This window comes from Domibacillus enclensis (assembly GCF_900156125.1).
Classification (GTDB): domain Bacteria; phylum Bacillota; class Bacilli; order Bacillales; family Domibacillaceae; genus Domibacillus; species Domibacillus enclensis.
On sequence record NZ_FTLX01000006.1, the window covers coordinates 176,400 to 199,318 of the forward strand.

Consider the following 22,919-nt stretch of genomic DNA (forward strand, 5'->3'; position numbering starts at 1 on the left):
AATGGATAAGAAAAAACTTGGGTACTGGCTCTTTTTTATCGCGCTTTTTTTAGGTCCTCTTTATTTAACAGAATTCCGGCTGGCGCTGATGGGCAAATTTTTATGCTTCGCGATCGTCGCCCTCGGCATTTGCCTCATTTGGGGCTACACGGGTATTTTAAGCCTGGGTCACGGCGTTTATTTCGGACTGGGTGCTTACTGTACAGCGATGTACTTAAAGCTTGAATCGGCCGGCGGCGAGCTTCCTGATTTTATGGAATGGAGCGGCGTATCTGCTCTCCCCGCTTTCTGGCAGCCGTTTTCAAATCCGGTTTTTGCATTGGGGGCGTCCCTCGTTATCCCTGCACTTCTGGCAGCAATGCTAGGGTTTCTAACCTTTAAAAACAGAATTAAAGGAGTGTATTTTTCGTTAATCAGCCAGGCGGTTGTGGTTGTATTTGTGACCCTTTTTGTAGCAAAGCAGGATTGGACCGGCGGAACAAACGGGTTAACGAATTTTACGACATTTCTAGGCATTTCATTATCGTCTCCACTCGTTCAAATTGCGCTGTATATGCTTACGGTTATAACCCTTGGCATTTCGTTCGCACTGGCATCCCGCTTAACCAACAGCCGTGCAGGGAGGGTTTTATCTGCCATACGTGACGGAGAAAACAGAGTCCGGTTTTTAGGGTTCAATCCGACGTCCTATAAAGTATTTGTGTACAGTCTTTCGGCCGCGCTTGCGGGCCTTGCCGGTACGCTGTTTGTTTTGCAGGTTGGACTCATTTCTCCGGCTATGATGGGGATTATTCCATCTATTGAAATGGTGCTGTGGGTCGCAGTTGGTGGACGGCATTCATTGATTGGCGCTATTTTAGGAGCGGTCATCGTCAACAGTGCAAAAAGCTTTTTCAGTGAAACGTATCCGGATATATGGTCCATCTTTTTAGGTCTTCTTTTCATTATTGTTGTGATGTTTTTGCCGAATGGTCTTGTCGGCATGGTGCAATCATGGAAGGACAAACGAAAAAAATCAAAGCAAAAAGGAGGAACTGCCAATGCCACCGATTCTGTCGTGTCGTGATGTGCGGGTTTCATTTAATGGATTTCAAGCGCTTCAAGGTGTTGATCTTGACGTGAGTCCGCAAGAGGTTCGCTTTTTGATCGGACCGAATGGAGCGGGGAAAACCACTCTTCTGGATGTAATCTGCGGCAAAACAAAAGCGAGCAGCGGTGATGTGCTGTATCGAGAAGTAGAAAACATCCGCAAGCTGCAGGAACATGAAATTGTCCGTCGAGGCATTACCCGTAAATTTCAGGCGCCGTCTATTTTTTCCAATTTGACAGTGTGGGAAAACCTGGAGCTTTCGATCAAGCAGGACCGGAGCATATGGGCTGTGATGCGGACTAAAATGACAGGCGAGGAAAAAGAAAAAATCGATGCGATGCTAGATAGAATTGGCTTAAAAGAACAGCGGCATCAAATGGCAGGAATGCTTGCGCACGGTCAAAAGCAGTGGCTTGAAATTGGCATGCAGCTTATGCAGGAGCCGGAGATTTTGCTGTTAGACGAACCGATTGCGGGAATGAGCGGAACCGAGCGTCACAAAACCGGTGAGCTTATTCACGAAATCTCAGCCGCTTGCTCAGTCCTCATTGTCGAGCATGATATGGAATTCGTGCGGAATTTCTCTAAGCAGGTGACAGTGATGCATGAAGGAAAAGTGCTTTGCGAGGGAACAATGTCGGACATTCAGCAAAATGAACAGGTGGCAGAAGTGTACCTTGGAAGGAGGGAAAGTGCATGCTAGCAATTCGTTCAATACAAGCTGGGTATGATGAAAGCATGGTTCTGAATGATGTATCGATTCAAGCGGAAGTTGGCAAAGTAACAGCGGTTCTCGGGCGTAATGGTGTAGGGAAGTCTACATTGATTAAAACAATAGCCGGACTTCTTAAACCGGCAGCTGGGTCGGTAGAATGGATGGGGGAAAGAATTGAAAAAAAAGCACCTGAACTGCGGGCGAGAAGCGGGATCGCTTATGTGCCGCAGGGGAGAGAGATTTTCCCGTCTTTAACTGTGGAGGAAAATTTGCTGCTTGGCCTTGAAGCTCTGCCAAAAAAAGAACGAAAGGGCCTGCCTCCCCAAATATTCGAATGGTTTCCGGTATTGGAAGAGATGATGCACCGAAAAGGCGGGGACTTGAGCGGGGGCCAGCAACAGCAGCTGGCGATTGCGCGGGCTATTGTCGGAAAGCCTAAAATGCTTCTTTTGGATGAGCCAATGGAAGGCATTCAGCCATCTATTGTCCAACTGATTCAGGACGTAATCGTCGATATTGCGTCAAGGGAAGAGATGGGCATCATTCTAGTAGAGCACAGTCTGGATCTAGCGTTTGCCTGTGCCGATTATTATTATATTTTGGACCACGGAATCGTTGTAAGTGAAGGAGTGACAGATACCGCACATAAAGATGTAGTGAAACAGCATTTAGTCGTTTAAAAGAAGAAGCCTTGCTGCTTCTTCTTTTTTATGGTGACTCATCCTTTCCGAAAAGAATAATTTCTTTTTTCAGGAAATCCATGTATAATCATGTTAGGAAATATAACATGAGATTTGAGCAGTGGAAGCCGCTAAGGTACTATGGGAAAACAGAGATACATTGAGGAAACAGAAAGAAGGGATTTTTCTTGAAGCTGACGGCACGTGAACAGGAGAAGTTAATGATTGTGGTGGCAGCGGATCTAGCTCGCCGGCGTAAAGAAAGAGGCTTGAAGCTGAACTATCCGGAGGCGATCGCGCTGATCACGTATGAGGTAATGGAAGGGGCGCGCGACGGCCGGTCGGTGCCGGAATTAATGCAGTTCGGCTCCACGATTTTATCGCGCAATGATGTGATGGAAGGAATCCCGGAAATGATTCATGACATTCAAGTGGAAGCGACATTCCCGGACGGCACGAAGCTCGTGACGGTCCATGACCCAATTCGATAGAAGGAGGCTGAGACATGATACCTGGTGAATATAAGCTGAAAAGCACAGATATTTTATGCAATGAAGGAAAGCAGGAAGTAAAGGTGTTTGTCACGAATCGCGGCGACCGGCCCGTGCAGGTGGGCTCTCACTTTCATTTCGCAGAGGTAAACGCGTCGCTTGAATTTGACCGGAACGAGGCGCATGGGATGAGGCTGAATATTCCAGCCGGCACTGCTGTCCGCTTTGAGCCGGGAGACGGAAAGCCGGTTGCGCTCGTTCCCTTTTCGGGAGAGCGCCGCGTATATGGCTTGAATAACGGCGTGAACGGGGCGCTTGATCAGGAGGAAACGAAATGAGCTTTCATATGTCAAGACGTCAGTATGCCGATATGTTTGGTCCGACAACAGGTGATTGTGTCCGCCTTGCAGATACAGAGCTGCTGATTGAAATAGAAAAAGATTACACCGTGTACGGCGATGAAGTGAAATTCGGAGGCGGCAAGGTCATCCGGGATGGCATGGGGCAGCACCCACTTGCTACGCGTGCGGAATCCGTTGACCTTGTACTGACCAATGCGATTGTTTTAGATTACACAGGTATTTACAAAGCAGATATAGGCGTTAAGGACGGCTTGATTGCGGCGATCGGCAAAGCAGGAAATCCGCTCCTGATGGACAATGTCAACATCGTCATCGGTGCTTCGACGGAAGTCATTGCAGCGGAGGGGAAAATTGTCACCGCCGGCGGCATTGATGCCCACATCCACTTTATTTGCCCGCAGCAAATTGAAACGGCGCTTGCCTCTGGCGTAACGACGATGATTGGCGGCGGAACGGGGCCGGCAACCGGAACGAATGCAACGACGTGCACGCCGGGCGAATGGAACATATTCCGGATGCTTGAAGCGGCAGAAGCGTTTCCGATGAATATTGGCTTTCTCGGAAAAGGGAATGCATCCGGCCTTGAGCCGCTGGAGGAGCAAATTAAAGCAGGCGCCATCGGCTTAAAGCTGCATGAAGACTGGGGGACAACGTCAGCGGCCATTGATGCTAGCTTGAAAACAGCGGACAAGTATGATGTGCAGATTGCCATTCACTCGGATACGCTGAATGAAGCTGGGTTTGTGGAAGATACGATTGCGGCCATTGACGGCCGGGTCATTCATACATATCACACAGAAGGAGCGGGCGGAGGGCACGCGCCGGACATTATTAAAGCGGCCGGCTACCCGAATATTCTTCCATCTTCTACGAATCCGACCCGTCCGTATACGGTCAATACGCTGGATGAGCATTTAGATATGCTGATGGTGTGCCATCACCTTGATCCGTCCGTGCCAGAGGATATTGCGTTTGCCGATTCTCGTATTCGAAAGGAAACGATTGCGGCAGAGGACATTTTGCATGATATCGGCGTTTTCAGCATGATTAGCTCGGATTCGCAGGCAATGGGGCGGATCGGTGAAGTGATTTTACGGACATGGCAAACAGCCGACAAGATGAAAAAGCAGCTCGGCAAACGAAAAGAAGACACAGGGGAGGGCGACAACTTCCGTGCCAAGCGCTACGTGGCAAAGTACACCATTAATCCGGCTCTGACGCACGGGATTTCCGATCACGTCGGCTCAGTAGAAGCCGGAAAGCTTGCGGACCTTGTCCTGTGGGAGCCTGCTTTTTTCGGCGTCAAGCCTGAGCTTGTGTTAAAAGGCGGCTTGATCGCGCACAGCGTCATGGGAGACCCGAATGCCTCGATTCCAACGCCGCAGCCTGCTCTGTACCGTCCGATGTTCGCGAGCTTCGGCAAAGCACTGTATCAAACGTCGATCACGTTTATGTCGCAGGCGGCGATTGAAAGAGGTGTGCCAGAAAAGCTCGGCCTGGAAAAAATGATTCGGCCGGTTTCAGGCATCCGGACGTTGAAAAAAAGCGATATGAAGCATAACGGGGAAACACCGGATATTGATGTGGACCCGCAAACATATGAGGTAAAGGTAGATGGTGAGTTGATTACGTGTGAGCCGGCGGAAGTGGTTCCGATGGCGCAGCGCTATTTCTTATTTTAAGGTGGAGGTCACAGATGATTATTGAAAAAGTAGTGGGAAATGTGGCGACAGACGACATTCGAACGCCGCATACAGAGCGTGTTTTTCTTGCCAGCGATGAACTGGTCAAGCGCATTCAGCGTGTGAAAACAGATCATGGACGCGAGATCGGCATTCGTCTGCGCGAGCCGAAAGACTTGCAAAACGGTGATATTTTATATTGCGACGAGAAAAACATGATTGTGATTAGTGTGCTGGCTGATGACGTGCTGACGATTACACCGGAATCAATCGGACAAATGGGAGACATTGCCCATCAGCTGGGGAACCGCCATTTACCGGCTCAGTTTGAAGGGGACGAAATGATCGTACAATATGACTATTTGGTGGAAGAATTGCTGCAGCAGTTGAATATTCCGTTTCGGCGGGAAGAGCGCCAGGTAAAGAAAGCCTTCCGTCATATCGGCCACAGCCATGATTAATCCGATGCTTTCCTTCATGCAGCTGTGCGATTCCAATTTCCCATCAGGTGCGTTTTCGCATTCGTTCGGGCTGGAAACGTACATATATGAAGGCAGCATTTATGACGCCGGGACATTTGAAGCGGCAATGCGCATGTATATGTCCAATCAAATGGCGTATACAGACGCTCTTGCCTGCCGCCTTGCGTATGAAGCAATAGAGCAGGAGCAGTTCGGGCGGGTCATTGAATTGGATATTTTGCTGTTGGCATTGTCTTTGCCAAAGGAAACACGCGAAGGCACGAGGCGGATCGGCGAACGGATGGCGAAGCTGTGCATGGATTTATACGACAGTCCGCTCATCCGCCAGTATTATGAAGCAATTCGCCGGAAGGAAGTGAGCGGACATCCGTCCATTGTGTTCGCCCTGGCTGCTCATCACCTGCAGGCGGACAAAACGGAGGCCATCGCGGCGCACCTTTTTTCAGGTGTTCATTCGCTTATTCAAAATGCCGTGCGGGCGATCCCGCTTGGACAAACAGACGGACAGCGTATTTTGTTGTCGCTGCAGCCGCTTATTCAAGAAATCGCCGATCGCGCAGAACAGATGGCAGAAGACGAGCTTGGCATGAGTATGCCGGGGTTGGAAGTTGCCCAAATGAGGCATGAGCAGCTGCCTGTTCGGCTGTTTATGTCGTAATAGAAAAGGAGCTGGATGAAATGGAACTAGTACGTATTGGTGTTGGAGGACCGGTTGGGGCCGGCAAAACGATGCTTGTCGAAAAATTAACGCGGGCGATGAAGGACGAATTCAGCATGGCCGTTGTCACAAACGATATTTACACAAAAGAAGATGCACAGTTTTTAATGAAAAACGGCGTTTTGCCTGAAGACCGGATTATCGGCGTAGAAACGGGGGGCTGTCCGCATACAGCCATTCGAGAGGACGCGTCCATGAACTTCGCAGCTATCGACGAATTAAATGAAGCGCACCCGGACCTGGACATAATTTTTGTGGAAAGCGGCGGCGACAATCTCGCAGCGACATTCAGCCCGGAGCTTGTCGATTTCTCGATTTACATTATTGATGTAGCGCAGGGGGAGAAGATTCCGCGCAAGGGCGGCCAGGGTATGATCAAGTCGGATTTGTTTGTTATTAATAAAACGGACCTGGCCCCTTATGTCGGAGCGAATCTGGACATTATGGCAGAAGATACGAAAAAATCACGCGGCACGCATAAGCCGTTTTTCTTCACCAATTTAAAAAGTGAAGAAGGACTGGCCGATGTCGTAAAATGGATTAAGGAAAACGCGCTGCTTCAAGGGCTCGAAGCATGAGCATGACCGGCACGCTGCGTTTAAAGGCGGTCTGCCGGGACGAAAAAACGGTTGTGGCAGATACGTATTTTGACGGGGCATTTAAAGTCGCGCGGCCGGTGTACTTTCAGGAAAATGAGCCGACGGTGTACAGCCTTCACGTCGGCGGCGGCTATGTGGGCGGTGACCGGTACCATACGGATGTCGTGCTGGAGGAAAACGCCAGACTGACACTAACAACTCAGTCGGCGGCAAAGGTGTATAAAACACCGGATGAGCCCGTGTACCAGTCGATGAATATTCAGCTCGCTAAAAACAGTGTCTTTTTATACATGCCGGACCCGCTCATTGCCTATGAGCAGGCCCGCTTTCAACAAGAGACCGTCATCCGTATGGAAAAGGGCGCCACGCTTCTATACAGCGACAGCATGACACCCGGATGGTCGAAAAGCGGCCGGCCGTTCCGCTACGAATGGATTCGATCGAGAGTGAAGATTTATGAAGACGGTGTGCTTCAGGCATATGACCACTTGTTTTTAAAGCCGGATGCAGGGGATTTATTATCGCTTATGCAAATGGAAGGCTGCACACATGTTGGTTCGCTTTTTATCGTGTCACCGCTGCTTCAGGCGGGTTGGAAGGAAGAAGTGGGCGACCTGTTCCAGTCGTACAGCGAGCAGGCACGAATTGGCTTTTCAGAGCTGAAAAACGGCGGTTGCACGATTCGGATTTTAGCCAATGCGTCTCATGTAATTGAAGAGATTGTCCTGCAGTGTACGAATTGGATGCGCGGCAAGCTGAATCAGGAGGCTGTTGCGCTGAGAAAGTACTGAAAAGAGGAGAAAAATGATGATACAAAGCGGACTTTTATCAGTGCTGCTGCTGGGCTTCACGCTCGGAATTAAACATGCAACAGAACCGGATCATGTCATTGCGGTTTCAACGATTGCGAGTCAGACGAAGAAACTGTCTCGCTCTTCGCTTGCCGGTGTGTTTTGGGGGCTTGGACATACAGCGACGCTTCTCGTTATCGGTGTAACAGCCATAGCGCTGGGGCAGCATATTCCAGAGAATGTAGCGACGCTGCTTGAGTTTTTTGTTGGGGTCATGCTCGTTTATTTAGGGATAAATGGCATTCGCAAAAACCCTGTTATTGAAGAAGGAAAACAACAGCATTTTCACAAAAAATCATTTGTTATCGGCGTCATTCATGGCCTTGCAGGAAGTGCTGCGATGGTTTTGCTGACAGCGGCCGCAGCGGATACGGGGGCAGAAGCCTTTCAATATATTTTACTGTTTGGTGCTGGAACGATTGTCGGAATGCTGCTTTTTACAACGCTTCTCGGACTCCCATTCCTTGTTGCATCCAAAAAATCGATTCCTCTGTTTTTAATGCGTGCGACATCACTGATTAGCATTGTGTATGGTTTATACTACATGATCCAGACAGGTTCAAGCTTGTTCAGCTAAAAGCTGCCTTATTCAAGGCGGCTTTTTTGTTTTTCAATAATGTCAACATTCCCCTTGCCAAAACAGTGTTTTCCTTTCGTTGTTTGTTAGCTGAAACCGCTTTATTATAAGGCTATAGACAGAGTCATTCAGTCAGACGAAATAGAAAGCATAAAAGGAAAGGGGTTTTTCACTTGAGTCAGCAAGCAGCAAACAAAGACGGCTTCCGCGTGAAGGTTCAGCGTTTCGGCAGTCATCTGAGCGGCATGATCATGCCGAATATCGGCGCATTTATTGCATGGGGACTGATTACTGCACTATTTATCCCGACAGGATGGATTCCGAATGAAGATTTAGCAGCACTTGTCGGTCCGATGATTACATTTTTATTGCCAATCTTAATCGGCTTCACCGGCGGCCGCATCGTTTACGACATCCGTGGGGGTGTTGTTGGGGCGACGGCGACAATGGGGGTCATCGTCGGAGCGGACATTCCAATGTTCCTCGGTGCGATGATTATGGGTCCTCTCGGGGGCTATGCCATTAAAAAGTTTGACCAGCTAGTCGATGGGAAAATTAAATCCGGCTTTGAAATGCTTGTCAACAACTTCTCAGCAGGGATCATCGGTGGTATTTTAACGCTTGTGGCCTACAAAGCAATCGGCCCGGTCGTGTTAACATTGAACAAAACGCTGGCAGCAGGCGTACAGGCAATTGTCGATGCAAACCTTTTGCCACTGGCGAGTGTATTCATTGAACCAGCAAAAGTATTATTCTTGAACAACGCAATCAATCATGGTATTTTAAGCCCGATTGGGATTGAAGAAGCCGCGCAGGCGGGGAAATCGGTCCTATTCCTTCTTGAATCAAATCCTGGACCTGGTCTTGGCATCCTGCTTGCGTATATGTTTTTCGGCAAAGGAATGGCGAAGCAGTCCGCACCGGGCGCAGTGATCATCCACTTCCTTGGCGGGATTCACGAAATTTACTTCCCGTACATCCTGATGAAGCCGTTTCTTTTGATCGCGGCTATTGCAGGTGGCGCGACGGGTGTCGCAACATTCCTTCTGTTTGATGTCGGCTTGTCCGCAGCTCCGTCGCCAGGCAGTATTTTCGCTCTAATGATTATGGCGCCTCCAGGCAACCATCTGGGTGTTCTGGCCGGTGTTATCGCTGCCGCAGCTGTATCATTCGCAATCTCAGCGCTTATTTTGAAAACATCAAAAGCAACAGAAGAGGATGGGTTGGCCGCAGCTGCTGCGAAAACATCCGCACTTAAAGGAAAAGAAAGCCATGCATCTTCTTTAGTGAAGCCGGAAGCAGCACCTGTTACAGAAACGGCTGCACCAGCAGGCTCGCTGTCTGATGCAAACAAAATTATTTTCGCCTGCGATGCAGGAATGGGCTCGAGCGCAATGGGTGCTTCCATTTTGAAAAACAAAGTGAAAAAAGCCGGCCTGGACGTCCACGTATCCAATACGGCGATCAACAACCTGCCGGCAGATGCTGATGTGGTCGTGACACATAAAGATTTAACAGACCGCGCCAAAGCAAAATTGCCGAATGCGCATCACATTTCCGTGGAGAACTTCCTGAACAGCCCTAAATACGATGAACTGATGGAACAATTGAAGAAATAAAAAAGAAGCAGCCGACGCAGGCTGCTTTTTGTTGTGCGGAGGGGTAGAACCTCTGTAAAGATGACACCCTCATTGTAAAAGAATCGAAAGAATGTTGCTACAAAATGGACAGATTATCTAACAAACAAAAGCAGAAGGTTTAAAATTGACCCTAAAAAGGTAATGGTTATAAAGTAATAATTAGTAGTATAAAGAAACGTTTACAGGAGGCAATGGGTGATCCAATACGAGCAGGAACAAATTACAGATCAATTGATCGTCAAAGCACTTAGAGAAAATGTCGCCGTTGTCCGGTTTGATATGAACCGTCAAGTATCTTTTGTGAATGATCTGTTCGCCAAAACGATGGGCTATCGGAAAGAAGAGCTGTACGGCAGGCAGCATAGGGACTTTTGTTTCCCTGATTTTGTGAACAGCAGAGAATATGAAACGTTTTGGAGACGCTTGTTTTCCGGAATGAGCTTTCAAGATAAGATTGAGCGCAAGGATGCGAACGGCCGGGCCGTCTGGCTGGAGGCAACGTATATGCCAATTATGGACGAAAGCGGCCGCAGAGTTGTCAGTGTGGCGAAAATCGCGACGGATATTACGGATCGGCAAACGACTGTCACGAATGTGACGAATAGCCTGCAGTCGATGGCGGAAGTGCTTAGTGACAAAGCGACTGCCGGCATTGAACGAAGCCAGACGTTCATGGAAACAATTGACCGGATGGCCGGCGTGTACACGGAGAATACGAATGTGCTGCATCAGCTGCAAAAACAAGCTGATGATATTAAAGACATTGTTCAAACGATTCGTGAAATCGCGGCCCAGACAAACCTGCTTGCACTGAATGCGGCGATTGAAGCGGCACGGGCAGGCGAGCACGGACGCGGCTTTGACGTCGTCGCAAAGGAAGTCAGAAAGCTTTCCAGCCGTGTTGAGCAGTCGATCGTAGAAGTACGGAACAACATAGAAGGCATCACAAAAGAAGTCGACAAAGTCACAGCCGGCAATCATCTTTTGCATAAAGACATCCTGGAGAGCCAAAAGCAGGTGGAGCAAACGGCAGACGATTTCGCGGGCTTATCCGCTTCCTCGCAGGAGCTTGACGCACAGGCGCGAAGCTTTCAAAACATTATTTAACAAAGCAAAAGGGCTTGTATTCATTCACAAAATGAACCAAAGCCTTTTTTATTTGCTTAAAATAGGAATGCCCGGTGACCACAAGCAGAAAGGAACAGCTGAAACAGACATTGTGCTCTTCTTTCTTGCTATACTGATGGCAGAGAAGAAAGAAATGGAAAGAAGGGAATAGGATGACAGAGCAATCCAACGTGCGGCTCGTTTTAGCGGGGCTGCTTTTGGCTATTTTAATGGCTGCGATGGACAATACAATCGTCGCAACAGCGCTGGGCTCGATTTTGGCGGATTTAGGAGGGGTCGAAAGCTATGTCTGGATCACCTCTGCTTATGCCGTAGCAGTGCTCGCAGGCATGCCGATTTTCGGGAAGCTGTCCGATATGTACGGAAGAAAACGTTTTTTTGTTTTTGGTCTTGCCATCTTTTTAATTGGCTCCGCTCTTTGCGGAATTGCCCAGTCGGTTCCGCAGCTGGCGGTGTACCGGGCGATACAAGGAATAGGCGGGGGCGCACTGCTGCCAATCGCCTTTACCATTGTTTTCGATGTATTTCCTGCTGAAAAACGCGGAAAAATGACAGGCATGCTTGGTGCGGTTTTCGGCGCATCAAGTGTCATCGGCCCGCTTTTAGGGGCATTTATTACAGATACGATCAGCTGGCACTGGGTCTTTTATGTCAACGTTCCAATCGGGCTGGCAGCACTCTTTTTCATTTTGCGCTACTACAAAGAAACACCGAAGCATGTAAAGCAAAAAATTGACTGGACCGGTGCGGTTACGCTTGTCACAGCAGTGGTCAGCCTCATGTTTGCGCTGGAGCTTGGCGGCAAGGAGTTTGCCTGGACATCCTGGCAAAGCTTTGGTTTATTCGGCCTTTTTATCACTTTTTTTCTAGTGTTTTTATGGGCGGAAACGAAAGCAGAGGAGCCGATCATTTCCTTTTGGATGTTTAAAAGCCGGCTGTTTGCCTCGTCACAGGTGCTGGCATTTTTGTACGGAGCGACCTTTGTTGGCCTGACAATTTTTATTCCGATTTTTGTGCAGGCAGTATACGGAGGCTCAGCGACAAATGCAGGCGTTATTTTAATGCCGATGCTGCTCGGGTCTGTTGCAGGCAGCGCCTTTGCGGGTATTATGCAAACAAAAATGCCTTACCGGCGCATTATGGCTATTTCCGTTGTTGCGTATGCAGCCGGCATGATGCTTATGTCGACCATTTCACCGGATACAAGCCGGACGATGCTGACGCTTTACATGGTGCTCGTCGGATTTGGTGTAGGCTTTTCGTTTTCATTGCTGCCGTCCGCCACGGTTCACAAAATGGATTACCGGTATCGCGGTTCGGCCAATTCCACCAACTCTTTTTTCCGCTCACTCGGACTGGCACTTGGCATTACGATATTCGGTTCTATCCAAACAAAGCTTTTGGCCAGTGAGTTGAGTGAAAAATTGGATGAAGGCGCTGGTAGACCAGCATTTAATCTGGAAAGCATTCAAACACTATTTCAGCCGGAGCAGCGCGCTCAAATTCCGAATGATGTACTGTCTGTTGTCACCCAGGCAATGTCCAATTCGATTTCTGCCACCTTTTTCTGGTCGCTTATTCCGATTGCTATTGCTGCCGCAGCCGTCTACTTCATGGGAGATGAGCGGCTGGAGATACAGCAGAACAAGAAAGAATAAGCTGCCTGGCAATCGAACAAGCCGAACGACCCTGTGAATTTCTCTCAGTCGTTCGGCTCTTTTTCTATAACTAAACACTTATTAAAAAGTGGCAACAAGTCTGCTGACGAATTGCTGTTTTTGATTTATTGAATGAAGGATTGGGAGGGTTTATCATGGATACAGAAGGAAATATTAATAAAAAAGTGTCATAAATGAAACATCATTCAGCGGACAAAGGGGGGAGCGCGGCATGTATGTGTCTGCTCGCGAACGGCTGATATTGGATGTATTGATTGACCGTGAAGAAGAGATGACCGTAAAAGACCTTGCCGATGGCATTGACGTTAGCGTGCGGACGATTCATCGCGATTTAAAAGGCATCGAGCAAATCATTGAAGCGTACGATTTAAGCCTTGTGAAAAAAGCCGGTGTAGGGGTGCAGCTGGTCGGATCAAAAAACAAAAGAGACGAGCTGAAAATGGCGATGTCACATTTGTCGTACAACGAGTATACGCCGGATGAGCGGCAGACAATGCTGCTGTGCGCCTTGCTTGAATCGGTTGAGCCGGTGAAGCTCGTCTCGCTTGCAAACGACCTGCGTGTTACCATCGCAACGGTGAGCAATGATTTAACGAAAATCGAAAAAGCATTGGAGCCTTTTCAGCTGACCGTCGTCCGGCGGCGGGGCTATGGCGTTGAGCTTGAAGGAAGCGAAGCCGCAAAGCGCCGGGCTATGCGAAAGATCATTTCAGAACACGTGAACGAAGTCGATTTTTTAACCCTTGTGAAAGAAAGCATTCAAAAGAAATCAAAAGACCCGACGGATTCGATTTCCGAGCGCCTGCTCGGCCTTGTGGAAAAAAAGAAGTTGTTTGTGGTTGAAAAAGTCGTGAAGGAAATCAACGCCGGACTGCCTTATCCGGTAGCGGACAGTGCGTATATCGGGCTTGTCGTTCACCTGGCTCTCGCTATTGAGCGAATTGAACGCGGAGGCACCATTCAAATGGATCATGCGTATTTCAATCAGCTGAAGGCGGCGCCGGAATTCGATATTGCCCGGGAAATGACCGAGAAATTGCAGGCCGTTTTTCAAATGGACATACCGGAGGCGGAGGTCGGCTATATTACGATGCATCTTCAAGGCGCCAAGCTTCGCCAGGACAAGGAATACGTCCTTGAAGAATCAAGCTTTCAAGTGGCATTAAAGGCAAAAGGGCTGATCCATTTTGTAGAAAGCAAGCTCGGGGTCGGCTTGCTCGAGAATCAGTCGCTGTTTCAAGGGCTCGTTGTCCATTTAAAGCCGGCGATGTACCGGATTCATCAAAAGATGGGCATTGCCAATCCACTGCTTGAACGAATTCAAACAGACTATGGCGAGCTGTTTTCTGTCGTCCGTGAGGCAGCGCAGCACGTGTTTCCGTCCGTTGACATTCCAGATGAAGAAATCGGCTATCTCGTTATGCACTTTGGCTCTGCCTTGCCTGGTGCCAAACCGCCTGTGCCGCTTCATGCCTACATTATTTGCTCCACCGGCATTGGCACATCAAAAATGCTCGCCGCCAGGCTGCAGCAGGAGGTGCCCGAGCTTGCAAGTGTTCAAAATATTTCTGTTTTTGAGTTGAACAGCATGAAAGCGGATGGAAATCTGGTGATCTCGACGATTCCGCTGCCAAACTTTGATCATGACCATATCGTTGTCAGCCCGATGCTGACAAAAGAAGATTTAACGAAGGTTCATGCGTACTTAAGACGGCACAGCGCAGCCCCGGTTCGTGTCACAGCACCTGTTTCAAAGCCGCCGGTCCGTTCCTTCAGCCAAATCAAAGAATCTATTCAAACGATCGGGCGGTATACAGATGCGCTTCAGTCTGTTTTGGAGCAGCTGTCCGTCCGCCATTCTGAAAAAAAAGAAGTGGATGATGTCCTAAAGGAAGCATGTGAGAACCTTGACTCCATCCGCTCTGAACAAACCGTCGTACAAGCTATTCAGGAACGGGAAAAGCTGAGCGGCATCGGCATACCGGGGACAAAGCTCGCTTTTTTTCATGCCAAGCATCCGGATGTGCTGAAGCCGTCTCTAACCATTTGCAAAGTGAAAGTGCCCATTGTGCTTGCTGGAATGGACCGGCAGCCGATGGAGTCGGATACACTGCTGATTATGCTGGCTCCGGACCCGTACCATGCGGAAGGGCTGGAGGTGCTCAGTACGATCAGCTCGATTTTGATTGAAAGTGATGACAGCATCGAGTTGTTTCAGTCCGGTCGTGAAGAGGAAGTAAAAGAGTATACCGCATCAAAGCTAGAGGCGTTTTTATATGAAAAAATAACAGAATTGAGGAGTGTTTAATAATGGCTATTTTATCAGCTGAAAACATCGTATTAAATCAACAAATTGGATCGAAGGAAGAAGCGATTCGTACAACGGGCCAGTTACTAGTCGACCGCGGCTATGTGGAGCCTGCCTACATCGAAAAAATGCTGGAGCGCGAGCAGCTGGCTACCACGTACATGGGTAATTTTGTCGCCATTCCCCACGGAACGGACGATGCGAAAAGCGCTGTTAAAGAGTCAGGCATTGCCATTATTCAAGTGCCGGCTGGCGTTTCCTTTGATGGAAACGAAGTCAAGCTGCTGATCGGCATCGCCGGCAAAGGGGATGAGCATTTGGAAATTCTTTCTCAAATTGCGATCGTCTGCTCAGAAGAAGAAAACGTGCTTCAAATCGTCAATGCATCGACAAAAGAAGAAATTATTGCGATGTTTGATGAGGTGAATGACTGATGAAGGCGGTCCATTTCGGTGCTGGAAATATTGGCCGCGGCTTTATCGGAAGCCTGTTATATCAGTCTGGATTTGAAACATGCTTCGTTGATGTGAACAGTGAAGTGGTCGATTTGATCAATGAAAAAGGGGAATATCGTGTGGTGCTTGCAGAAGAGTCACACGAAGAGCTGACGGTTAAGCAGGTGCGCGCAATTAACAGTGCAAACGATCCTGATGCAGTCATTGAAGCGATCGCAGAAGCAGATATCGTGACTGCCGCAGTAGGACCAACGATTTTGCCTCACATCGCCGGTCTTGTGGCGGAAGGACTGCGCAAGCGGACAAAGCCCGTTAACGTCATCGCCTGCGAAAACATGGTTGGCGGCAGCACGCTGCTTAAAGAAAAGGTCTTGGAGAAAACACCTGCAAACGAACAGGAAGAAGTGTTATCACGTACAGGATTCCCGGATGCAGCCGTTGACCGGATTGTGCCGAACCAGTCAAATGAAGACAAATTGATGGTTGTGGTAGAGCCATTTTACGAATGGGCGGTTGAAGAAACGAAAATCGTCGGCGAAAAGCCGGCAGTAGACGGGATCACATGGGTTCCTGACTTAAAGCCTTACATTGAACGGAAGCTGTTTACCGTCAATACCGGTCATGCGGTAGCTGCTTATTTCGGCTGGCAGGCCGGCGCAAAAACGATTGACGAAGCGCTTCAAAACGAGTCGATCAAGCAGTCACTTGAAGCAACGTTGAAAGAAACAGGCCGTTTTTTAGTAGAGAAGTACGGCTTTGATGCGGATGAGCACAATCTGTATATCGGTAAAATTATCGGACGCTTCGCCAATCCGCATATTACGGACGACATTACGCGTGTTGGCCGGGCGCCGATCCGGAAGCTCGGCGGCAATGACCGTCTCGTCAGTCCAGCTGCGCAATACGAGAAGCTGATTGGTGAAACGCCGGTTTATTTGGCGAAAAGCATCGCAGCGGCCCTCTTGTATGATTATGCACAGGACCCTGAAGCAGTCGAAGTGCAAGGGGAAATCAGCCAGAACGGTGTAGAAGCAGCAATCAAAAAATTCACACAGCTCGATGAATCGAGCCCGCTGTTTGCTGAAATTGTTTCACAGTACAAAGCCATTCAAGAAAGCGGCATTTAACCGATTTTCACGATCCGAACAACGGCGTACAAAGCCCTTGTTCGGATTTTTTTATTCTGTGATAAAGAATCGGCGTGATTTCTGTCAATGATTAAGTGAATTTTTCGAAATCACGCCAATCATGACCGGTTTTTCTTCATATTCTCATCGACCTCCATTTGTGCTATCATAAAAGAACTTAAAACGGGAAGTGACTTCCATGAGAGTTGGGGGTCAGAAAAATAAATAAATAGAGGTGACGTGTTTTTTTATGTTTACACAACTGAAAAAAGAATGGTTTGGCAATGTCCGAGGGGACGTTTTGTCAGGGATTGTTGTTGCGCTGGCGCTTATTCCGGAGGCAATCGCATTTTCGATTATTGCGGGAGTGGACCCGATGGTGGGTCTGTACGCATCGTTTTCGATGGCGGTTGTCATTGCGTTTATGGGTGGCCGTCCGGCGATGATTTCGGCAGCGACCGGCGCGATGGCGCTTGTAATGGTGACGCTTGTGAAGGAGCATGGTCTGCAGTATTTATTTGCGGCGACCATTTTAACAGGTATCCTTCAAGTGACGTTCGGCTGGCTGAAGGTCGCCCGTTTTATGAAGTTTATTCCGCGATCCGTTATGGTGGGATTTGTGAATGCACTGGCGATTTTGATCTTTATGGCCCAGGTGCCGCATTTCATCGGTATTTCAACGATGACGTATGTTTTTGTGGCAGCAACGCTTGCGATCATTTACGTGCTGCCGAGAATCACGAAAGCTGTGCCATCGCCGCTCGTGGCAATCGTTGTGATGACTGTGATTGCAGTGTATGGCGGCATTGACTTGCGGACAGTCGGCGATCTTGGCACGATTACACAATCGCTTCCTTCCTTTTTTATTCCGGACGTTCCGTTTAATGTTGAAACGCTGTCGATTATTTTCCCGACGGCTCTGGCGCTGTCGATTGTCGGCTTGCTTGAATCACTGCTGACGGCTTCCATCGTGGACGATATGACGGATACGACGAGCAATAAAAACCGGGAAGCACGCGGACAGGGGATTGCCAACATTGTCACCGGATTTTTTGGTGGAATGGCGGGCTGTGCCATGATTGGCCAGTCTGTTATTAACGTGAAATCCGGCGGCCGCGGGCGATTATCCACATTTGTAGCGGGAACCTTTTTGCTGTTTTTAATTATGGTGCTCGGTGGAGTTGTCGTGCAAATTCCGATGCCGGCGCTTGTTGGCGTGATGATCATGGTATCGATCGGTACATTCGACTGGTCTTCGTTTAAAGCGATGACGAAAATTCCGATTACCGACAGCATTGTCATGATCGTGACGGTTGTGACAGTAGTCATTACGCATGACTTGTCAAAAGGCGTATTTGCCGGCATTATTCTAAGTGCCCTGTTCTTCACCGTGAAAATCTCGAAGGTGCATGTTTCATCTTTGCGTGATGGCCAAACGTTGAATTACCGTGCGTCCGGCCAGGTGTTTTTTGCATCGGTGACGGACTTTATCGATGAATTTGATTACCAGCCTGACGGAGTCGAGCGCGTGACGATTGATTTTTCTGAGGCGCACGTATGGGACGATTCCGGGGTGGCCGCCATTGATAAAATTGTACTGAAATACCGTGAAAATGGTTTTCCTGTGTCGTTAACCGGTTTGAACGAATCCAGCTCATCGATGATTAAAAAGATGGGTGTTCATGACAAGCCAGGCGAAAAGCTGTCTGGACATTAACTTTTCCAAGGCACATTGGGTGAAAACCAATGTGCCTTTTTTCAAACAAAGGAGGATGTTTGCATGAATGGATCCATTTTGCTGGCGTCAGATGGATCTGCCCACGCACTTCGGGCAGCGGAAGAAGCAATCAATTTGGCGAAAAGCTTGAGTAAAGACATCGTGGTGGCATATGTTGTTGATTACGACCAATCAAAAAAGGATGTTTTGCACAGCACGGGCTCACTGGAACGGGAGCAAAAGCGGAAAAAGCAGCTGCAAACAACAGAAGAAAAGCTCCAATCCGCAGGTATTTCTTATTCGATCAAGCTGCTTCACGGTGTACCGGGTCCAGCGATTGTGGAGTATGCAAATGAGCACGAGATTTCGTACGTCGTGCTCGGCAGCCGCGGCTTAAACAGCCTGCAGGAAATGGTTCTCGGCAGCGTCAGTCACAAAGTGGCCAAGCGTGTGCAATGTCCGGTCCTGATTGTGAAATAAAAGAATATGAGTAGTCAAAAAAACCGGACATTGTTCGGTTTTTCTTTATGACCTTGCAGGGTTCTTTCTGACAAAAGCCAGGAGTTCTTTCTCCCCAACGCAACGGCTAACGCTGGAAAAAAAGATAAACTGCTGATATTTCAGGACTAAGAGTTTGAGACAAAAGGTTCTGGATAGAAGAAAAAGCCGAACGATCCTTTGGGCTCTTCTTGATGGTAAAGCGTATAGTGACTGCGCTTGCGCTAACACAGAAAGGGCGGCTTCTGCAGGACTTCGCGTTCGGAGGGGCGGGCGGTGAGCTAACTTTTGTCGCTACGCTCCAAAAGTGGATCTCACCTGACCCGCTTGATCCCTCCCGAGTCTTCGTCCTGCGCCAGCCGCCCTTAGTGGGGAGGACAAGCAGCTGGTAAAACCTAAAAAGGAGCGTTCTGAATGTGCAACAACAAACCACTCTCTATTTTTCGTGTGAAAAAAGATAGGACGCTTCTTATACAATCATTCGTTAGTTGTTGAAAACAAGACGTTTTAAAGCTTTTATCCTCACCGTTTCATTAGAACCACAATGGGCGCAGGGAGGCTGGCGGAGACTTCCATGTGACGAGCGGACAGGCTGAAACAGCCGCGCACTTTGGGCTGGTTCAGCGTTCGCCACATAGAAAAGCGGAGCCGGCAGCCCGGAGCCCCTGATTGTGCTTTTCCAAGAAAAAAGAAGAATCAAGGCTTGCAGCTACTAGACCATTCGGCTTCAATGGCTGTCCTCATTATTATGTCCCCGCCTCTTAGCGTACTTCTTATCGGTGATACTGGAAGCTAGACGGTAGTCTGGATAAAGCTTTCTTATTTGCGCAGTTTTCTATCTGTTAAATGAGTTGTGTCCTCTCTTTTTTTAAAAAATAATTGAGAATGATTTTCAAAATCGCTATTGCTATTGAGAAAGGGATCCATTATAATCATAAACGAGAAAGATTCTCATTATCAAATAAAAGAAACAGGGGGACGTACGATGCAGGCAAATACATATGCAGGACCTGGAAAATCACTTTTTTCGTGGGTAGCGATTCTTTTATCAGTGCTGCTTTTTTTAGCGGGCTGCGGAAATAATTCAGCAGGTGGAGCCGAGGAAGCTGAGGCAGAGCTGGCGGCGGAGGAAGAAACAGCGCGTGAAGTAACGCATGCGATGGGAACGACGACGATTGAAGGAACGCCCGAAAAGATTGTGACGCTTTACCAAGGGGCAACAGACGCAGCGGTGGAGATGGGCGTCAAGCCGGTCGGCGCCGTGGAATCATGGCTTCAGCAGCCGTACTATGAGTACTTAAGCGCTGACATGGAAGGGGTGCCGGTTGTCGGCGAAGAAACACAGCCGAACCTGGAGGAGATTGCGAAGCTTGAGCCGGACTTAATTATTGCTTCTCAAATTCGTCACGAGGAAATTTATGAGCAGCTGTCGCAAATTGCGCCGACAGTCGTTCATGAAACGGTGTATGACTTCAAGGGAACAGTGGAAATGATGGGTGAAGCGATGAATCAGCAGGAAAAAGCGGATGAGCTCATTTCAGCGTGGGACGACCGCGTAGCAGATTTCCAGAGCAAGATTCAAGAAAAAGTAGGAGACCGGTGGCCGATGCACGTAACAGTTGCGAACTTCCGTGAAGACCATGCGCGCATTTACGTAACAGGCTTTGCTGGTTCGATTTTAACAGAGCTTGGCTTTGAAGGGCCGAAGAATATGACGGACGAAAGCCTGGAAATTGTAAAATTAACCGACAAGGAAAGCATTCCACAAATGAACGCCGACGTTATTTATGCCTTTATGGAAGATACCGATGCGGTGAAGAAAACATACGGAGAGTGGACAAGCCATCCGCTCTGGACGAACCTTGATGCCGTAAAGGCGGATCAAGTGTACACAGTGGATGAAATTATTTGGAACATGGGCGGCGGCATCCGAGCGGCGAACTTAATGCTGGACGACATTTACGACCGCTTTGAATTAGAAAAATAATCGCGTGATGCAAAACAGGAGAAGGATGAATCTTTCTCCTCGTTTTGCGTTTTCGGGGGAGGGTGGATATGGAACATCTATTTTCAACAGCTGCATGGAAGGTCAGCGGCTTGATCGGCTGCGTTTTGCTGTTTGGCACAGCGTTTGTGCTGAGTGTCGCGCTTGGCCAGACGCCTATTCCGTTTCAAACGACACTGGATGCCTTTTTTCATTACGATGGATCAAATACCGAGCATGTGATTGTCACAACATCCCGCATTACAAGAGCGATCATTGCCGCCGTCATTGGAGCGAACCTGGCGATTGCCGGTGCGCTTATGCAGGCGCTGACGAGAAATCCGCTGGCGGCGCCGGACTTGTTTGGCATTAACGCGGGTGCGTTGTTTTTTATCGTCTTTGCGATTACCTTTTTTTCGGTGGATTCGCTGACGAGCTACATGTGGATCGCTTTTCTCGGTGCTGCCGTCGCGAGCATTCTCGTGTTTTTCCTCGGTTCAATTGGGCGTGACGGCTTGACGCCGATTAAAATTGTCCTTGCAGGAGCAGCAATCAGCGCTCTGTTCGTTTCCTTCACGCAAGGAATGCTCGTCATTGATGAGCAGGCGATTCAAAGTATTTTATTCTGGATGGCCGGCTCTGTGGCCGGCCGGGACCTGGATATGCTGCTGCCGGTGCTTCCCTTTATGCTCGGAGCCGGACTGGTCGCGCTTTTTCTTGGACGGCCGATTAATATTTTGCTGTCAGGCGATGATATCGCAAAAGGACTTGGCCAGCGGACGATCTTGATCAAAGTCGTGATCGGTCTTGCCGTTGTTTTTTTGGCGGGTGGATCAGTGGCGGTAGCCGGGTCAATCGGCTTCGTTGGTTTAATTGTTCCGCACATTGCCCGGGGGCTGACAGGACCGGATTACCGGTGGCTTATTCCATTCAGTGCATTGATCGGAGCGAGCCTGCTGCTGCTTGCGGACGTTGCTGCCCGGTTTATCGTGATGCCGCAGGAAATGCCGATCGGTGTCATGACGGCTTTGATCGGTGCACCGTTTTTTGTCCATATTGCACGAAAGGGGCTTTCACGAAATGAAGAATGAAGTGACCGTCCGGTTTAAATCAGGGCGAATCTCGTTTCAATGGGTGAAAAAAACGATGTGGACCGTTTTGTTTTTATCCGTGGCAGCGCTTATTCTTTTTATTGCCAGCTTGTCGGTCGGCAGCAGCTACATTTCACCAGTGGCTGTGGCGGCGCATTTGCTCGGATATGGAGATGGCAGTCATGAATTTGTCTTAAATACACTGCGGCTGCCTCGTGCCATCCTTGCTTTTATGGTTGGCGCCGCACTCGGCACAGCGGGCTTGATTTTGCAGGGAATCATCCGGAATCCGCTGGCGTCACCGGACATTATTGGTATAACGAGCGGAGCTTCAGTCGGCGCGATCATTTTTATTGCATATGTAATGGGCACCGTCAGCATTATATGGCTGCCTCTTTGGGCGATCGGCGGCGCAGCCGCAGCGGCCCTTCTTATTTACTCCCTTTCCTGGAAAAAAGGCGTCACACCCATCCGGCTCGTGTTAATGGGCATCGGCATTGCGGCGCTGATGAAAGCATTTGTTACTATGACCCTTGTGATGAGTGAAGCGGCGGTCACGACGAAAGCGTACATCTGGCTGACTGGCAGCTTGTATGGAGCAGCCTGGACCGATGTGTATGCGATGCTGCCCTGGCTTCTCCTCTTTATCCCGGCAGCGCTGTTATACGCGAGGCTGATGAATGCGTTAGAGCTCGGTGACGATGTGGCGAAAAGCCTCGGCATCGGGATCGAGGTACAGCGGTTCGGGCTGTTATTGATCAGCGTGGTGCTGGCGGGATCAGCGGTAGCTTTTGCAGGGGGCATTGAATTTGTCGGACTGATTGCGCCGCATATCGGGAGAATGCTTGTCGGCCGGTCGTACGCTGGGCTGGCGCTCGTCTCTGCTTTGACCGGCGGCATCCTTGTCATGGCAGCGGATATTGTGGCGCGTACCGCTTTTCTGCCGCTTGATGTTCCAGCCGGAGTGTTCACTGCGGCGATTGGGGCACCATTTTTCATTTATTTGCTGTATAGAAATCGAAACCACGTTTAAAAAAGGGGGATG

Annotated in this window: 22 protein-coding genes; all 22 read left to right on the plus strand. The window is 49.0% G+C overall.

All coding sequences use genetic code 11. The features are described 5' to 3' along the window. The first annotated feature begins 1 nt into the window (after nt 1). The 22 genes from urtC to BW952_RS13530 all read left to right on the plus strand — a co-directional run bounded on the left by urtC (nt 2) and on the right by BW952_RS13530 (nt 22,907). Nucleotides 2-1,066, plus strand: coding sequence for an urea ABC transporter permease subunit UrtC (gene urtC, locus BW952_RS13420; protein ID WP_045851565.1), 1,065 nt, complete (start codon nt 2-4; stop codon nt 1,064-1,066). Next, nucleotides 1,041-1,793, plus strand: a complete 753-nt coding sequence (urtD, locus tag BW952_RS13425) for an urea ABC transporter ATP-binding protein UrtD (protein ID WP_045851566.1) — start codon at nt 1,041-1,043, stop codon at nt 1,791-1,793. Before urtC ends, urtD begins: the two co-directional genes overlap by 26 nt. Then, nucleotides 1,787-2,485, plus strand: coding sequence for an urea ABC transporter ATP-binding subunit UrtE (gene urtE / locus BW952_RS13430; protein ID WP_045851567.1), 699 nt, complete (start codon nt 1,787-1,789; stop codon nt 2,483-2,485). The genes urtD and urtE overlap by 7 nt, the downstream gene beginning before the upstream one ends. Nucleotides 2,486-2,673: 188 nt before the next feature. Beyond that, a complete protein-coding gene (locus tag BW952_RS13435; protein WP_045851568.1) occupies nt 2,674-2,976 on the plus strand; it encodes an urease subunit gamma in 303 nt (100 codons plus the stop codon). Nucleotides 2,977-2,990: 14 nt separating this feature from the next. Next, a complete protein-coding gene (locus BW952_RS13440; RefSeq protein ID WP_045851569.1) occupies nt 2,991-3,314 on the plus strand; it encodes an urease subunit beta in 324 nt (107 codons plus the stop codon). Next, the gene (gene ureC / locus BW952_RS13445) at nt 3,311-5,020 is read left to right on the plus strand and encodes an urease subunit alpha (protein WP_045851570.1); all 1,710 of its coding nucleotides are present in this window, start codon (nt 3,311-3,313) and stop codon (nt 5,018-5,020) included. Before BW952_RS13440 ends, ureC begins: the two co-directional genes overlap by 4 nt. A 14-nt stretch (nt 5,021-5,034) precedes the next feature. Beyond that, nucleotides 5,035-5,481, plus strand: a complete 447-nt coding sequence (ureE, locus tag BW952_RS13450) for an urease accessory protein UreE (RefSeq protein ID WP_045851571.1) — start codon at nt 5,035-5,037, stop codon at nt 5,479-5,481. Then, the gene (locus tag BW952_RS13455) at nt 5,474-6,160 is read left to right on the plus strand and encodes an urease accessory protein UreF (RefSeq protein ID WP_175607584.1); all 687 of its coding nucleotides are present in this window, start codon (nt 5,474-5,476) and stop codon (nt 6,158-6,160) included. Before ureE ends, BW952_RS13455 begins: the two co-directional genes overlap by 8 nt. A 20-nt stretch (nt 6,161-6,180) precedes the next feature. After that, nucleotides 6,181-6,798, plus strand: a complete 618-nt coding sequence (ureG, locus tag BW952_RS13460) for an urease accessory protein UreG (protein WP_045851572.1) — start codon at nt 6,181-6,183, stop codon at nt 6,796-6,798. Then, nucleotides 6,795-7,610, plus strand: a complete 816-nt coding sequence (locus BW952_RS13465) for an urease accessory protein UreD (RefSeq protein ID WP_045851573.1) — start codon at nt 6,795-6,797, stop codon at nt 7,608-7,610. The genes ureG and BW952_RS13465 overlap by 4 nt, the downstream gene beginning before the upstream one ends. A 19-nt stretch (nt 7,611-7,629) precedes the next feature. Beyond that, on the plus strand, nt 7,630-8,247 hold the full coding sequence (locus BW952_RS13470) for a HoxN/HupN/NixA family nickel/cobalt transporter (protein WP_045851583.1): 618 nt from the start codon (nt 7,630-7,632) through the stop codon (nt 8,245-8,247). Nucleotides 8,248-8,420: 173 nt separating this feature from the next. Then, the gene (locus BW952_RS13475) at nt 8,421-9,866 is read left to right on the plus strand and encodes a PTS mannitol transporter subunit IIBC (RefSeq protein WP_045851574.1); all 1,446 of its coding nucleotides are present in this window, start codon (nt 8,421-8,423) and stop codon (nt 9,864-9,866) included. A gap of 216 nt (nt 9,867-10,082) precedes the next feature. Beyond that, a complete protein-coding gene (locus BW952_RS19835) occupies nt 10,083-10,994 on the plus strand; it encodes a methyl-accepting chemotaxis protein (protein WP_331428869.1) in 912 nt (303 codons plus the stop codon). A gap of 173 nt (nt 10,995-11,167) precedes the next feature. After that, on the plus strand, nt 11,168-12,673 hold the full coding sequence (locus BW952_RS13490; RefSeq protein WP_045851576.1) for an MDR family MFS transporter: 1,506 nt from the start codon (nt 11,168-11,170) through the stop codon (nt 12,671-12,673). A 232-nt stretch (nt 12,674-12,905) separates the two neighbouring features. Beyond that, nucleotides 12,906-15,002 (plus strand): BglG family transcription antiterminator, encoded by a 2,097-nt coding sequence (locus BW952_RS13495; protein WP_045851577.1) that lies wholly within the window; start codon nt 12,906-12,908, stop codon nt 15,000-15,002. Nucleotides 15,003-15,004: 2 nt separating this feature from the next. Continuing rightward, nucleotides 15,005-15,436 carry a PTS mannitol transporter subunit IIA gene (locus BW952_RS13500; RefSeq protein WP_045851578.1) on the plus strand — a complete coding sequence of 144 codons (432 nt, stop codon included), beginning with the start codon at nt 15,005-15,007 and terminating at the stop codon, nt 15,434-15,436. Beyond that, nucleotides 15,436-16,584 carry a mannitol-1-phosphate 5-dehydrogenase gene (locus BW952_RS13505; protein WP_045851579.1) on the plus strand — a complete coding sequence of 383 codons (1,149 nt, stop codon included), beginning with the start codon at nt 15,436-15,438 and terminating at the stop codon, nt 16,582-16,584. Before BW952_RS13500 ends, BW952_RS13505 begins: the two co-directional genes overlap by 1 nt. Nucleotides 16,585-16,834: 250 nt before the next feature. After that, complete coding sequence (locus BW952_RS13510; RefSeq protein WP_045851580.1) at nt 16,835-18,301, plus strand: SulP family inorganic anion transporter; 1,467 nt, start codon at nt 16,835-16,837, stop codon at nt 18,299-18,301. A 63-nt stretch (nt 18,302-18,364) separates the two neighbouring features. Next, nucleotides 18,365-18,781, plus strand: coding sequence for a universal stress protein (locus BW952_RS13515; RefSeq protein ID WP_045851581.1), 417 nt, complete (start codon nt 18,365-18,367; stop codon nt 18,779-18,781). A 1,003-nt stretch (nt 18,782-19,784) separates the two neighbouring features. Next, entirely contained in the window at nt 19,785-20,786 is a 1,002-nt protein-coding gene (locus BW952_RS13520) for an ABC transporter substrate-binding protein (protein WP_045848972.1), read from the plus strand. A 68-nt stretch (nt 20,787-20,854) separates the two neighbouring features. Further along, entirely contained in the window at nt 20,855-21,874 is a 1,020-nt protein-coding gene (locus tag BW952_RS13525; RefSeq protein WP_045848973.1) for a FecCD family ABC transporter permease, read from the plus strand. Then, nucleotides 21,864-22,907 carry a FecCD family ABC transporter permease gene (locus tag BW952_RS13530; protein ID WP_045848974.1) on the plus strand — a complete coding sequence of 348 codons (1,044 nt, stop codon included), beginning with the start codon at nt 21,864-21,866 and terminating at the stop codon, nt 22,905-22,907. The genes BW952_RS13525 and BW952_RS13530 overlap by 11 nt, the downstream gene beginning before the upstream one ends. The last annotated feature ends 12 nt before the right edge of the window (nt 22,908-22,919 follow it).

What these genes read in the sequence shown, in the direction of transcription:
- urtC (WP_045851565.1), top strand. Translation starts at nt 2, where the DNA reads ATGGATAAGAAAAAACTTGGGTACTGGCTCTTTTTTATCGCGCTTTTT.
- urtD (WP_045851566.1), top strand. Translation starts at nt 1,041, where the DNA reads ATGCCACCGATTCTGTCGTGTCGTGATGTGCGGGTTTCATTTAATGGA.
- urtE (WP_045851567.1), top strand. Translation starts at nt 1,787, where the DNA reads ATGCTAGCAATTCGTTCAATACAAGCTGGGTATGATGAAAGCATGGTT.
- BW952_RS13440 (WP_045851569.1), top strand. Translation starts at nt 2,991, where the DNA reads ATGATACCTGGTGAATATAAGCTGAAAAGCACAGATATTTTATGCAAT.
- ureC (WP_045851570.1), top strand. Translation starts at nt 3,311, where the DNA reads ATGAGCTTTCATATGTCAAGACGTCAGTATGCCGATATGTTTGGTCCG.
- ureE (WP_045851571.1), top strand. Translation starts at nt 5,035, where the DNA reads ATGATTATTGAAAAAGTAGTGGGAAATGTGGCGACAGACGACATTCGA.
- BW952_RS13455 (WP_175607584.1), top strand. Translation starts at nt 5,474, where the DNA reads ATGATTAATCCGATGCTTTCCTTCATGCAGCTGTGCGATTCCAATTTC.
- ureG (WP_045851572.1), top strand. Translation starts at nt 6,181, where the DNA reads ATGGAACTAGTACGTATTGGTGTTGGAGGACCGGTTGGGGCCGGCAAA.
- BW952_RS13465 (WP_045851573.1), top strand. Translation starts at nt 6,795, where the DNA reads ATGAGCATGACCGGCACGCTGCGTTTAAAGGCGGTCTGCCGGGACGAA.
- BW952_RS13490 (WP_045851576.1), top strand. Translation starts at nt 11,168, where the DNA reads ATGACAGAGCAATCCAACGTGCGGCTCGTTTTAGCGGGGCTGCTTTTG.
- BW952_RS13495 (WP_045851577.1), top strand. Translation starts at nt 12,906, where the DNA reads ATGTATGTGTCTGCTCGCGAACGGCTGATATTGGATGTATTGATTGAC.
- BW952_RS13500 (WP_045851578.1), top strand. Translation starts at nt 15,005, where the DNA reads ATGGCTATTTTATCAGCTGAAAACATCGTATTAAATCAACAAATTGGA.
- BW952_RS13505 (WP_045851579.1), top strand. Translation starts at nt 15,436, where the DNA reads ATGAAGGCGGTCCATTTCGGTGCTGGAAATATTGGCCGCGGCTTTATC.
- BW952_RS13510 (WP_045851580.1), top strand. Translation starts at nt 16,835, where the DNA reads ATGTTTACACAACTGAAAAAAGAATGGTTTGGCAATGTCCGAGGGGAC.
- BW952_RS13515 (WP_045851581.1), top strand. Translation starts at nt 18,365, where the DNA reads ATGAATGGATCCATTTTGCTGGCGTCAGATGGATCTGCCCACGCACTT.
- BW952_RS13520 (WP_045848972.1), top strand. Translation starts at nt 19,785, where the DNA reads ATGCAGGCAAATACATATGCAGGACCTGGAAAATCACTTTTTTCGTGG.
- BW952_RS13525 (WP_045848973.1), top strand. Translation starts at nt 20,855, where the DNA reads ATGGAACATCTATTTTCAACAGCTGCATGGAAGGTCAGCGGCTTGATC.
- BW952_RS13530 (WP_045848974.1), top strand. Translation starts at nt 21,864, where the DNA reads ATGAAGAATGAAGTGACCGTCCGGTTTAAATCAGGGCGAATCTCGTTT.